The 11,372-nt window shown below is 56.8% G+C and carries 13 protein-coding genes; 9 read left to right on the top strand and 4 right to left on the bottom strand.

The window, feature by feature from the left end; all coding sequences use genetic code 11:
* The first annotated feature begins 12 nt into the window (after positions 1-12).
* On the top strand, positions 13-2,046 hold the full coding sequence (locus BVU99_RS24320; RefSeq protein WP_099816875.1) for a phage tail protein: 2,034 nt from the start codon (positions 13-15) through the stop codon (positions 2,044-2,046).
* 121 nt (positions 2,047-2,167) lie between these two features.
* Positions 2,168-4,114 (top strand): hypothetical protein, encoded by a 1,947-nt coding sequence (locus BVU99_RS24315; protein WP_099816874.1) that lies wholly within the window; start codon positions 2,168-2,170, stop codon positions 4,112-4,114.
* Between the two features lie 78 nt (positions 4,115-4,192).
* On the opposite strand, the gene BVU99_RS24310 is transcribed toward BVU99_RS24315, so the two are convergent.
* Positions 4,193-4,606 (bottom strand): DoxX family protein, encoded by a 414-nt coding sequence (locus BVU99_RS24310; protein WP_019452262.1) that lies wholly within the window; start codon positions 4,604-4,606, stop codon positions 4,193-4,195.
* A gap of 192 nt (positions 4,607-4,798) precedes the next feature.
* Here BVU99_RS24310 and BVU99_RS24305 point away from each other — a divergent pair, with 192 nt between their 5' ends.
* Entirely contained in the window at positions 4,799-5,029 is a 231-nt protein-coding gene (locus tag BVU99_RS24305; RefSeq protein ID WP_099816873.1) for a (4Fe-4S)-binding protein, read from the top strand.
* A 1-nt stretch (position 5,030) separates the two neighbouring features.
* On the top strand, positions 5,031-5,309 hold the full coding sequence (locus BVU99_RS24300) for a GNAT family N-acetyltransferase (RefSeq protein WP_025303974.1): 279 nt from the start codon (positions 5,031-5,033) through the stop codon (positions 5,307-5,309).
* A 32-nt stretch (positions 5,310-5,341) separates the two neighbouring features.
* Here BVU99_RS24300 and BVU99_RS24295 read toward each other — a convergent pair whose 3' ends face one another.
* Positions 5,342-5,524, bottom strand: a complete 183-nt coding sequence (locus tag BVU99_RS24295) for a DUF2158 domain-containing protein (RefSeq protein WP_025303973.1) — start codon at positions 5,522-5,524, stop codon at positions 5,342-5,344.
* A 120-nt stretch (positions 5,525-5,644) separates the two neighbouring features.
* Between BVU99_RS24295 and BVU99_RS24290 the strand changes: the two genes are divergently transcribed.
* Positions 5,645-6,160, top strand: a complete 516-nt coding sequence (locus BVU99_RS24290) for a DUF1543 domain-containing protein (RefSeq protein WP_099816872.1) — start codon at positions 5,645-5,647, stop codon at positions 6,158-6,160.
* Here BVU99_RS24290 and BVU99_RS24285 read toward each other — a convergent pair.
* A complete protein-coding gene (locus BVU99_RS24285; RefSeq protein WP_168186787.1) occupies positions 6,155-7,072 on the bottom strand; it encodes a LysR substrate-binding domain-containing protein in 918 nt (305 codons plus the stop codon). The two genes, BVU99_RS24290 and BVU99_RS24285, sit on opposite strands and share 6 nt — an antisense overlap.
* A gap of 94 nt (positions 7,073-7,166) precedes the next feature.
* Between BVU99_RS24285 and BVU99_RS24280 the strand changes: the two genes are divergently transcribed.
* Positions 7,167-7,664, top strand: coding sequence for a GNAT family N-acetyltransferase (locus tag BVU99_RS24280; RefSeq protein WP_099816870.1), 498 nt, complete (start codon positions 7,167-7,169; stop codon positions 7,662-7,664).
* A 62-nt stretch (positions 7,665-7,726) separates the two neighbouring features.
* Here the strand turns inward: BVU99_RS24280 and BVU99_RS24275 are convergent, their stop codons facing one another.
* Positions 7,727-8,461: a methyltransferase domain-containing protein gene (locus BVU99_RS24275; RefSeq protein WP_099816869.1), complete on the bottom strand. Its 735-nt coding sequence runs from the start codon at positions 8,459-8,461 to the stop codon at positions 7,727-7,729.
* Positions 8,462-8,559: 98 nt separating this feature from the next.
* On the opposite strand from BVU99_RS24275, the gene BVU99_RS24270 reads away from it, so the two are divergent.
* From BVU99_RS24270 to BVU99_RS24260, 3 genes are all read left to right on the top strand, one after another.
* Positions 8,560-9,012: a GNAT family N-acetyltransferase gene (locus BVU99_RS24270; RefSeq protein WP_099816894.1), complete on the top strand. Its 453-nt coding sequence runs from the start codon at positions 8,560-8,562 to the stop codon at positions 9,010-9,012.
* Between the two features lie 112 nt (positions 9,013-9,124).
* Positions 9,125-9,541 carry a DUF2946 domain-containing protein gene (locus tag BVU99_RS24265; protein WP_225735642.1) on the top strand — a complete coding sequence of 139 codons (417 nt, stop codon included), beginning with the start codon at positions 9,125-9,127 and terminating at the stop codon, positions 9,539-9,541.
* Positions 9,542-9,612: 71 nt separating this feature from the next.
* Positions 9,613-11,274 carry a DUF2534 family protein gene (locus tag BVU99_RS24260; RefSeq protein WP_199559776.1) on the top strand — a complete coding sequence of 554 codons (1,662 nt, stop codon included), beginning with the start codon at positions 9,613-9,615 and terminating at the stop codon, positions 11,272-11,274.
* The last annotated feature ends 98 nt before the right edge of the window (positions 11,275-11,372 follow it).

Below are 11,372 nucleotides of genomic sequence, written 5' to 3'. Positions count from 1 at the left end.
GGAGAAATAAGCATGTGGTATAAAACGGGTAAAATTAATGTTGTCGCTAATAGCGCCTCTGTTTCTGCGACCGGCACGCAATGGGGAGATGCAAAGTACGGCGTGATGCCGGGGATGATGTTGCTGGCGCCAGATAATAAACTCTATGAAATCAAGAGCGTTAACAGCAATGCTTCATTGACATTGAACAGTAATTATTCGGGTGAGACGGCCAATGGGCAACCCTATGCCATCATTACGACTTACGAGGGAGATATCAGTCAGTTCTCTGCTCGATTCAGTGCCTTGTTAACCTATTTTCAGGGAAGCCGTAGTGAGTTAATCGATGTATTGACTGGTACCGGCGACGTTAAATTAACCAAAGAAGATGGTTCGTTGATCACTGTGCCTTCGTACAGCAAATTGATGGCGGATATGCAAGACAAGGCACTTGTTTCCATCGACCGTTTACGTTTTGCGATGCCGGCGACAACAACAGCAGATGTCACTTATTTGTGGGGAACGCTGGTGAACTTCCCACAAAATGGCGCAACGGTGAGTATAGATATCGTTGGCGGGGCGGGATTTAATGGCCAAGTTTACAATAACACTGGAGCTCAGGTAATTATCAGAACGGGTACGCAGAATAACGTTGTTAATTCACGTGGGCGCATTTCAGCCAGAGTGGTTCACTCAGGTAATGAAGTTATTATTAAAGGTCTTTCTTTAGTAGAAACATCGGCAAATAATTACGATGTTTATGTGACTCTGGGCAGTTTCATGGCCTCCAACTACTATACGGTGCAAGGAGGGTCACTTTCGACCATGCTGAGCCGTTGGGTCAACAAAGGGACTCGTTTCGAGGGCGACCTTCCTGCCAGCAATATGAACGTGGGAATCTATGCGCAGTATGTCGAGAGTTTGGCAAACAAGAAAATAGATCTGCAGAAGTGCATTTGGGCTGGCGATGGTACCGGGATTGGCGGCACTTCTGTGCACAAAGATGATGCGTTTGAAATGCTCAACCGTTTTTATCGGATAAACCAAGACTCGGCTAACTATCCAGGTGGTGCGGGTAACGTAGCGGTGGTTTCCCTGCCACTGGATGGCAGCCCATCGGCGGCTTATTTGGCGGTGAGCGGGCAGCGGCATGCCTGGATAGGACAAGGAAGCAACTATGGGGAAAATAAAGGAAAAATATTCTGGCAGCGCGTGTTTACCGATCTCTATGCTCCTGCCGTTTCGGAGTTGAGAAATGGCAAGGATTACGGATTGACGGGGGCAGTTACCGCTGCCGCTCGGCTTAATTTAGATTCGCTATACCAGTCCAGTCCGTTGATGGTGATTAATGACGCTATTAATCGACCGGCGGAATTGGGGGTGGGCGCCGCGTTTATTAAAGTTGAAAGCTGGAAAGTGGATGGCGGAGCGGAACCCGGTTCGCTTCGCACGCGGCAGGTGGTTTCCGGTTATGGCAGCCTTGGTTCTGAAAGCGGCAAGGTTTTTACCCGGGTGTGGAACGGTACGAAATGGACTGGATGGATTAAGGACTGGACAGAAGCGACGACGACGGTAGATGGCAACGGCTTTATCAAGAAAGCTTCGCCGATTGCTCGCTTGTCCAGCGATCCGCAGCGCATGAACAGTGATTTTTTAGCCGGCTTTATGCTTGCCGGCGTAGCGGCGATCAATCCCGAGGCGGCGGGAGTCACTGCAGAAAAGCTCACGACTGGCGTTTATCGTCTCACCGGTGCTCGTGGCTTCGCAAAGGAGGGGTGGACGTTTGAAATACCTCAAGATGGCAACGGCAACCGTTTGTGCTTCGTAGAGACGGAGACTGACGACGATGGCGTCGTCACGGTCAGAGTCAGTAAACGGCGCTTCGATGCAGATACGGCGATGGTTATTGCCGGTGAACCCATGGATATTCCGGCGGGGCGCTGGATCGATCTACGATTGGATGTCCTTCAGAATCAGGAAGTTGATGAGAAGGAAAAACATGCGGCAGATTTTCGCGATATTGATCTTGCTGATGCAGATGATGCCAACGTTGGAGCTTTGCAGTAATTAGAATCGACTATTTATTTCTCTCTTTTGTGAGTTGCTAATTATAAATATGTCATTAACGGCAGGCATTGGCACGCCTGCCTTTTAATCATGATGCAATTGCATATCAAGGAATTTAAGCATGTGGTACAGAACGGGAAAAATTAATGTTGTCAGCAATGGGACATCCGTCGCAGGGGTGGGGACGCAATGGGCTGACGCAAAAAATGGCGTGATGCCTGGGACGATTTTGCTGGCTCCAGACAATCAACTTTATGAGATTAAATCTGTAAGTAACAACAATCTCTTTGTATTAAGTTCGCCTTATGCAGGCTCGACGGCCACTGGGCAAGATTACGCGGTTATCACTACTTATGAAGGTGATATCAGCCAGTTTTCCGCAAGATTGTCGGCTTTGCTAACTTACTTTCAAGGAAGCCGCAACGATTTGATGAATTTATTGACTTCATCAGGTGATGTCACCATAGAAAAAGACGATGGGCAACGTATTATCTTGCCGGGATATAGGAAAGTGCTCGATAGCATGGATGTCACGGTTAAAAAAGTCATTAATAACACTCGTTGGAAGATGCCTGGTACGGCAAAGAACCCAGGATGGTATTTGCTTGGTGAAATCAGCAAATTTACGCAAGGTGGAAGTACGCTAAAGATCGATGTTACCGGCGGACCAGGTTATAACGGAGCTTGGATCCATAATGCGATGGCGAGTATTGTTATACGTACCGGTGATGGGCAAGTTTCGACTGTCAACGCAGCTGGACGAGCGGGGGTGACATGTTGGAACGCACTGCAAGAGCGTGCGGCGGTCATTGACGTTTGTTTGATTGAGCGAACGGCGAATATGTATGAGGTACATGTCAATCTTGGTAGCTTTATCAATCAGTGTTTCTATGAGATTTCTAGCGTAGATATGGCTATGGTCGATAACTGGAATCATGTCGCCATCAAAGATAGCGTTATACCTGAGAGCCCTCTGGGTAAAAAAGTGATTGCGAACTTGACCGATGCAACTGTCGTTGATCGTGATTATCTCGACAGTCGGTTGATTTCAAAAGGGGAGTTTGGTCTGGGAGCAGGAGCCCAGCATAAAGATGATGCTTTTCAACGAATTTACAACATGTATCGAGTGACGCCGGCCTCTGACAATGCTCCACTTCCCAACAACATTTTTGGCTGTGTCTCGCTGCCGATCGATGGTGGCCCAACAACAGGGTATATGGCTGTGGGCTCATCGGGAGCACTCTTTACCGGTGTATCCAACTCGGTATCGGCGGGGAAAATCAACTGGGGGCGAACCTTCGGAGATACCTGTTTGCCGACGGTATCGGATATTCCCAACCTGAAAGATTGGGGATTGACCTATGGTGTAACGGCAGCGAGAAAGCTGGATTTTAATGATCGATACTTCTCGCGCAGAGGGATGGTAGGAACGGATCCTTTGGGGAATCCGTTCAAAGATGTCGGGACGTATTTTCTGGATGTGTATGGCTGGAAAGTCGGTCAAGAAGACACCAAAGAAAATTATCGCGCGGCCCAAACTTGTTACGGTTATGGGGTGTCGGGAAACCAGAGTGGGAAGATGTTTTTGCGTACCTGGAATGGTACCGAGTGGAGCCAGTGGTTCAAGGTTTGGACGGAGGCCTCCACGATCACGGACACCAATGGGTATCTCAAACCCGCCTCCCCGGTAGTCAAGCTCTTTGGTGATGGCCGCAGCGTATTCAATGAAGACGTTCTGGGGGTAAAAACGGAGAGGCTCAGCGAAGGGGTTTACCGCATGGAAGGGACGCTCGGATTCAATGCCGACCCAATTTGGGGGGGGATAAACGGTGGGATTGAAATTCCATTAGACAGTAACAAGCAAGCATTGATTTGGGTTGATTATCAGGTTGAAACCAATGGCGATATCATCATTCGCAGTTATCACCGTACTCACGACGGTGTTCCTGTTTTCGCGCGGAATATTAAAGAAGGGTATGTGGATGGTCAGCCTATCGACATTCCTGAGGGACGTCATATCGATCTGCGCGTACAAATGCCTGAATTGCCCATAGCGGCTGAGGTGTAAGCGAGACAACGTCTGATAGGTAGCGGAAAAGGGAGGAACGTCAATGGCAGCAGGAGCTGCCATTGACGTATCGATGAATTATTTATTAAATATTTTATAGTCCAGTGAATAACGGCCGGCGCCGGTTACCGCCAGCAACAGCAAGCCGCCAATGATGCTGATGTTTTTAAAGAAGTTGATTTCATTGCCCATCATTTCCATGCCGGTCATTTTCCAGAACGGATGGCCGATAAACGCGGTGCCCAACACGTACAGGGCGAAAATGACCGCGATAGGGCGAGTAAACAGGCCGAGAATAAGCGCGATGCCGAAAATAAACTCCACCACCACGGCGATAATCGCCGCCAAATAAGGCATCGGCGTGCCATAGCCTTCCATCGCCGTGACGGTTGCACCGAAGTTGACCAGTTTCATCCAGCCGAAAATGATAAACAGAACCATCAGTAGAATGCGGGACAGCAGAATTACGCCGTCTTTTGAGCTATCACCCATTTCGAACTCCTTAGCCACTGTCGGAATGATGTTGTCTTACTGAATAAATATTAGAACAATTTACGTTTTTTTCTAGCGGCGACGGGCGGTTGCGCCACTTTTTTCGTTGGGTGAGACGCGTGGTGAAGCCGACGGCATTGCCTATACTTGAGCCTGGAGCAAAAACAATAAAACAGGCAATGTGAGGCCAAGATGGATGAGGAATTGACCGCCGCCGGTTACCGCCGTTATTCCGGCGACAAGATTGACATTTATTTTAACAGCGCGATATGCCGCCATTCCGCCAACTGCGTGCGCGGCAACGCGGCTATATTCACCTTGAACCGCCGGCCGTGGATTATGCCGGACAATGCCGAGCCGGCCGAGGTGAAACGCGTTATCGACACCTGCCCCAGCGGCGCACTGAAATATAGGGAGAAATAATATGGATCATAAAATACTGGCAGACGAGAAGCGTTTTTATATCAATGATGAGCAGGGCAAGCTGATCGCCGAGATCTCTTTCGTGCCGAGCGGCGACAAGCTGACCATAATCGATCACACCTGGGTGGATGAGTCATTGAAGGGGCAGGGCGTCGGCAAAAAGCTGGTGGCGTTGGTGGTGGAGAAAATGCGCGCGGAGCAGCGTAAAATCATTCCGCTATGCCCGTTCGCCAAGCATGAGTTCGATACCACCCCAGCCTATCAGGACATTCGCGCCTGAGGCGATAACGGGGCGCGGCGCGCCCCGGTCATTCAGCAGACGCCGAAATCGCCGTCTTCGTGGTACAGCGCCACGTCGCTGGCCTGCACTTCCGTGCGCTGCTCTTTGCCCAGTTCATTCCAGCTGCAAACCAGGGTTTCGCCGTCGATCGCTACCACGGTCATCTTTGGGCCGCCGGTGGTGCGTTGAACAAAATCACCGATATTGAATGCCATGCGTTCCTCCACAACAGATTAAACCTCATCTATTGATAACACAGAATGCCGCCGCCGTTGGCAGGAGTTTCGTTATGTATTAATTTATACAGCGATTATCACCAAGGAGAGCAGACTAACATGCCGGGATTATTGATGTTTTATGTGGGCGGTACGGCGCCGGGCGCCAATATTGAGTTGCACGACGTGCAGTTCGCGGCGGCGGATCGGCCGGAAGAGGCGTATCCGCTGCTGCGTGAAAAGTGGTTCGGCGATAAGCGCAAGGTGCATGTCGACGGCTATGCGCGCATCGACTGGGCGGACGGTTACGACGTGAGTCTGGAGCCCGCGCCGTTCGCCGGTGAAGAGAGGCTGTTTTTCGTCAACGTGGGCGGCTACCGCAGCGATGAGCTGGCGGAATTGCACCAGTTCGGCCTGTTTGTGGCGCGCTCTGCCGACGAGGCGAAGGAGAAAGCCAAACGGGTGCTGCTGACGGACAGCGCGCAGCAGCACAAGGATGACCTGGCTGAGGTGGACGACTGCCTGCTGCTGCAGGCGCTGCAGGGCTACCACGTGCATCTGCGGGCCAACCCGCACGGCAAACCGGCCCGGCCGCTGTGGCAGGGGTATCTGCCGATCGGCGAACCCGCGTTATAGCGCCGCCAGCGCCTGCAGCTGTTGCCGCAACCAGCGGCAGGCCTCCGGCCGGCCGTTCTTGCGGTGCAGGTAGATTTTGATCTGATACGGCGGCACCGGAAACGGCAGGGGGTGGATAGCCAGCGCCGCCGCCTGCCGCAATTTTTGCGCGGCGTAGCGCGGCATGCTCATCACCAGTTCGCTGTCGGCGACGATGAACGGCGCTCCCAGCAGCGAAGGCGTGCGGATGGCGATATCGCGCTGCAGCCCCAGTTTGTCGAGCTGGTAGTCAATGACGCCACGCTGCTCGTTCCACGGCGTCACCACCAGATGACGCGCCTGCAGGTAGTTTTCCAGCGTCAGCTCGCCGTATTTCGCGCTGAACGCGGGCGAACAGATCGCCACATACTCATCCTCTAGCCAGCTCACCTCGTCGATCTCCGGGTAGCTTTCGCCATCGGTTTCGGTAAAGCCCAGCGCGAAGTCGATGCGCCCCGCCAGCAGATCGTTCAGCGCCACCTTGCGCTCGGAATAGCGCAGCTGAAACGATAACCCCGGCGCCAGGCGCTGCATCTGCGCCATCAGTGCGGGAAACACCGCGAAAGCGGTGTAATCGGTAATGGCGAAGGTGAAGCTCTCCCGGCTTTCGGCGGGGACGAAGCGCGGGCGCGGATGCAGCCCTTTGGCCAGCAGCGCCAGACTTTCGCTGACGGTCGGGGCCAGGCTGTCGGCATACACCGTCGGGTGCATGTCGTTGCCGACCCGGTAGAACAGCTCGTCCGCCAGCGCCTTGCGCAGCCGAATCAACGCGTGGCTCAGCGCCGACGCGCTGAGGGCCAGCTCTGCCGCTGCGCGCGTCACCGACCGCAGCCGATAGACCGCTTCGAACACCAGCAGCAGGTTGAGATCGAGGCGTTTCAAATCCAGATGCATGATATTCACTACCTGTTGATGAAAATGCAGTTCATACAGTATTGGAGGCGCGATATGCTGGCAAGCACAGTCATTAACACACTCAGGATTTGCCATGACCATTGAGATTTACCCGGCGCAGACAAGCGACGCCAAACTGATTCTGGATATGATTATCGAGCTGGCGGTGTACGAAAAGGCGCGCGAGCAGGTGCTGGCCAGCGTGGAAGATATCGAACGCAGCCTGTTTGGGCCGGGCGCCTGTTCCGAAGCGCTGATTTGTACGGTGAACGGCGAGCCGGCGGGTTATGCGGTGTTCTTTATGAGTTACTCCACCTGGCTGGGTAAAAACGGCATCTATCTGGAAGACCTGTACGTGGCGCCGAAGTATCGCGGCGCGGGCGCAGGTAAAAAGCTGCTGCGGCACATCGCCCAGCTGGCGTGCGAACGGCAGTGCGGTCGCCTGGAGTGGAGCGTGCTGGACTGGAACCAACCGGCCATCGATTTCTACCTCAGCATCGGCGCGCAGCCGCAGGGCGAGTGGGTGCGCTATCGTATGGAAGGCGAGGCGCTGACGCACTTCGCGGCGCACGGGGTGGCGTTGCCGGCATAATAGCCGTTGGGGGGAGGCGGCCTCCCCAACTGTGGTGGTGTGAACGGTTTACTGCGGATCAATCAGGCGGGTTTGCGGGCGGCGAGAATGAAGATCATCGGGCGCTCCTGCTCTTCGTCCAGCGCCGGATTAGCGGCGATTTGCTGCGCGCTGGGGCCCCATTCGTTCAAATGCTGGATGATAAACCCTTGCTGCGCCAGCGGGTTGATATAGCCGCCAAGCGTGCGGTGCTGCTTGATGACGCCTTCCGCCAGCCAGTTGGAAACGCGCTGGCCTTCTCGCTGGTAACCGTTGACCGGCCAGGATTTCTGCCCGTTACCGTCGGTCAGCCAGCCCTGCTGCGCCGGGGCGGTATAGATCGGGTGCTCGGCGGTGAAGATGAACTGCCCGCCGGGTTTCAGCGCGGCGTAAACCGTGGCGAACAGCGCGGGCAAATCCTCGAGGTAGTGCAGCGTCAGCGAGCTGTAGACCAGATCGTAACTTTCCGGCGGCAGCTGCAGCTGCGCCAAATCCTGCCGACGGTACTCGATACCCGCGTCGGCGGTCATCTCCCGCGCCTTGGCCAGCATTTTTTCCGAGACGTCCAGCCCCAGCACGCTGGCTGCGCCCTGTTCGCGCGCGCTGCGGCAAAACCAGCCGTAGCCGCAGCCGAGATCGACCATGCTTTTTCCCTGCAAATCCGGCAGGATGCGGCGGATGGCGGGCCATTCCGGCGCGCCGTCCAGGCCGTGCTGCGAGCGGCTGAGCTGCGCATAGCCGTCGAAGAAGGCCTGATTGTCATAGATGTTTTGCGTCATGATGACTCCTTAGTGAATGACGGCGGCGGAATGCCGCTGCCATACCGTGCATATTGCTGCATAATTCTACGCTGACAACATGAATAACGGGAATGACGATGGACATGATTTCGGTGCGGCAAGCGCCCGAGCTGGCGCCGCGCGCCATTGCGTATTTTCAGCGGCACTGGGCCACGGCAGAGACGCTGATGATGTATGAAGACGCCATCAACCGCAGCCTCGGCGCCGCCAACCCGCTGCCGCAGTGGTACCTGCTGATGGAAAATGTCCAGATCCTCGGCTGCGCGGGGCTCATCACCAACGACTTTATCAGCCGTGGCGAGCTGTATCCCTGGCTGTGCGCGCTCTACGTAGAGGAAGCGCAGCGCGGCCGGGGCTACGGCGCCAAACTGATTGAGCATGTGGCGGCGGAAACCCGCCGGCTGGGCTTCCCGCAGCTGCACCTGTGCACCGATCTGGAAGGGTACTACGAACGCAGCGGCTTCGTTTATAACGGGCTCGGGTATCACCCCTGGGGCGAAGCCTCGCGGGTCTATTCGCGGGTGCTGTGATCGCCGCCGTCGGGGGCGCGTAAGACAAACCTGACTTTTCTTTCACCTCATCGCGCATCGCGGGTTACACTGGCCGCTTGTTCGCCACCGACCGGGTTAATTCGCCGCCGCGATGAGAGTGCCACGTCAGCTACAGCAACGCTTTACCGCCTGCATCGCCATTATGGCGGTGCTGTTGCTGTTTGTGGCGCCGGTGGTGTCGAAATCGCTGATGCACCACCCGATGATGGGCGGCATGGCGCAACCGGACGCCGCCATGCCGCACGACATGCACGCGATGGCGATGCCCGCCGCCGAGCATGCCGGCCACCACGGCATGGATCCTGCGGAGATGATTTTCTGCGGCTATTGCGAGCTGCTGATCCACGTGCCGCTGCTGCTGTGGGCATTCGTCCCGCTGCTGTGGCTGATGGCGCGCATCGCGCGCCTGCCTTGCGCGCCGCGCATCGTTTCTCCGCCCCTTCGGCGCCTGACTCTGCGGCCGAGCCCGCGCGGGCCGCCCGGCCAACCGTTTTTCCCTATTGCTTGATCATGGGTAACGCCGTCCGTATCGCTGCGGACGGTTTGCCTGCGCGCACAGTTTGAAAAACGAGAAAGGCCATGTCTTCAATAACCAAAACTCCACCTGCCGCATCGCCGCGTGGCGCGATGCTGAACCTGATCAGACGGCTGCATTTTTATATCGGCCTGCTGGTCGCTCCTTTTATTTTTGTCGCAGCACTGACCGGCACGCTGTATGTGCTGACGCCGCAGCTTGAAGAGGCGCTGTATCGCGATGCGCTTTTCACTGAACCGCACGGGCAGGCGAGATCGCTGGCTGACCAGATCGCCGCCGCCCGCCGCGCGGCGGGTGACGAGGCACGCATTTACGCCGTGCGCCCGGCACCCGGCGTAATGGACACCACGCGCGTGCAGTTCGCGGGCGCCGATCTGGGTGCCTCCGAGTCGCGCGCGCTGTTTGTCGACCCTTACACCCTGGCGATCAAGGGCGATATGACGGTATACGGCACCTCCGGCGTGCTGCCGCTGCGCACCTGGCTGGACAAGCTGCACAGCAGCCTGCTGCTCGGCGACCTGGGGCGCAACTACAGCGAGCTGGCGGCCTCCTGGCTGTGGGTGGCCGCGCTGGGCGGCGTGGCGCTGTGGCTGGCGACGCGGCCGAAGCGCAAGCTGAAAAGGGCAAAAGGGGGCTTCGCCGCCAGCCGCCATTGGCATATCACGCTGGGCGTGGCGCTGCTGGCCGGGCTGTTGTTCTTCTCGGCTACCGGGCTGACCTGGTCGCAGTGGGCCGGCGGCAACATTGACGCGCTGCGGGCCAACCTGGGCTGGCTGACGCCGCAGGTCAACACCAGCCTGCAGGCCGATGCGCCGCAGACGCCGGCCGATCCGCACGCTGAGCACCGCGGGATGATGCCGGGCATGAAGATGGGCCCTGCCGCGCAGGCCAATGCGTTGAACGGTGATTGGGATCGGGCGCTGCACGCTGCGCGCGCCGCCGGGATCGACGCCGCCAAGGTCGAGCTGCGCCAGCCGAAAGGCGAGGGCAAAGCCTGGACGGTAACCGAAGTGGATCGCAGCTGGCCGACGCAGGTGGACGCGGTTGCCATCGCGCCGCAAAGCTTCGCCGTCATCGATCAGGTGCGGTTCGACACCTTCCCACTCATCGCCAAGCTGACCCGCTGGGGCATCGACGCCCACATGGGCATTCTGTTCGGCTTGCCGAATCAGCTGCTGCTGGCGGCGTTCGGCCTCGGGCTGTGCCTGATGATTGCGCTGGGTTACCGCATGTGGTGGAGTCGCCGCCCGGCGGCGGGTGCGCAGCATCCGGTGCATACGCTGGTTGCCGCCTGGCTGGCGCTTTCCCTGCCGGCACGCGTCGTCACGCTGCTGTTTGCAGCCGTACTGGGTTATTGCCTGCCGGTAATGGGCGTGAGCCTCGCGGCGTTGCTGCTGGTGGACGTGTGGCGCTGGCGCGGCCAGCGGCAAGGCCAGCGGGATGAAACGCCGGAAGCGGCCGCCCGCCGCGCCGAGGTGCGCAAGTTCCGCGCGGCGGTGGCGACAGTGGCGGTGGCGGTCGGCTGCGTGATGGGCCGAGCGATCCTCGGTGGCACCGTCGAACAGTTTCAGCTGCCGATCGGTGACTGGAGCGCACAGATGGTGATCATGCAGAGCCTGATGGTGCTGCTGTATACGCTGGTGTTTACCCTGCTGCTTTCCATTCCGCTGTGGTATTTCTTCCTGGGGGAAAAAGAGGGGCGGTGAGGTAGCGTCCGGCATGCCTGCGGGCATGCCGGATATTTGGTAATGGGGCTTAAGCACGTATCATCTCACCGGATAGGCAATTTCCACTGAAAGGAAGC

The sequence above is a fragment of the Serratia sp. OLAL2 genome, from assembly GCF_002752475.1.
GTDB lineage: Bacteria > Pseudomonadota > Gammaproteobacteria > Enterobacterales > Enterobacteriaceae > Serratia > Serratia bockelmannii.
Note: the sequence above shows the minus strand (reverse complement) of the source record. Positions and strands in the feature narration are given on the sequence as shown.

Coding starts and splice junctions, on each gene's coding strand:
- BVU99_RS24320 (WP_099816875.1), top strand. CDS start 13: ATGTGGTATAAAACGGGTAAAATTAATGTTGTCGCTAATAGCGCCTCT.
- BVU99_RS24315 (WP_099816874.1), top strand. CDS start 2,168: ATGTGGTACAGAACGGGAAAAATTAATGTTGTCAGCAATGGGACATCC.
- BVU99_RS24310 (WP_019452262.1), bottom strand. CDS start 4,606: ATGGGTGATAGCTCAAAAGACGGCGTAATTCTGCTGTCCCGCATTCTA.
- BVU99_RS24305 (WP_099816873.1), top strand. CDS start 4,799: ATGGATGAGGAATTGACCGCCGCCGGTTACCGCCGTTATTCCGGCGAC.
- BVU99_RS24300 (WP_025303974.1), top strand. CDS start 5,031: ATGGATCATAAAATACTGGCAGACGAGAAGCGTTTTTATATCAATGAT.
- BVU99_RS24295 (WP_025303973.1), bottom strand. CDS start 5,524: ATGGCATTCAATATCGGTGATTTTGTTCAACGCACCACCGGCGGCCCA.
- BVU99_RS24290 (WP_099816872.1), top strand. CDS start 5,645: ATGCCGGGATTATTGATGTTTTATGTGGGCGGTACGGCGCCGGGCGCC.
- BVU99_RS24285 (WP_168186787.1), bottom strand. CDS start 7,072: ATGCATCTGGATTTGAAACGCCTCGATCTCAACCTGCTGCTGGTGTTC.
- BVU99_RS24280 (WP_099816870.1), top strand. CDS start 7,167: ATGACCATTGAGATTTACCCGGCGCAGACAAGCGACGCCAAACTGATT.
- BVU99_RS24275 (WP_099816869.1), bottom strand. CDS start 8,461: ATGACGCAAAACATCTATGACAATCAGGCCTTCTTCGACGGCTATGCG.
- BVU99_RS24270 (WP_099816894.1), top strand. CDS start 8,560: ATGGACATGATTTCGGTGCGGCAAGCGCCCGAGCTGGCGCCGCGCGCC.
- BVU99_RS24265 (WP_225735642.1), top strand. CDS start 9,125: ATGAGAGTGCCACGTCAGCTACAGCAACGCTTTACCGCCTGCATCGCC.
- BVU99_RS24260 (WP_199559776.1), top strand. CDS start 9,613: ATGTCTTCAATAACCAAAACTCCACCTGCCGCATCGCCGCGTGGCGCG.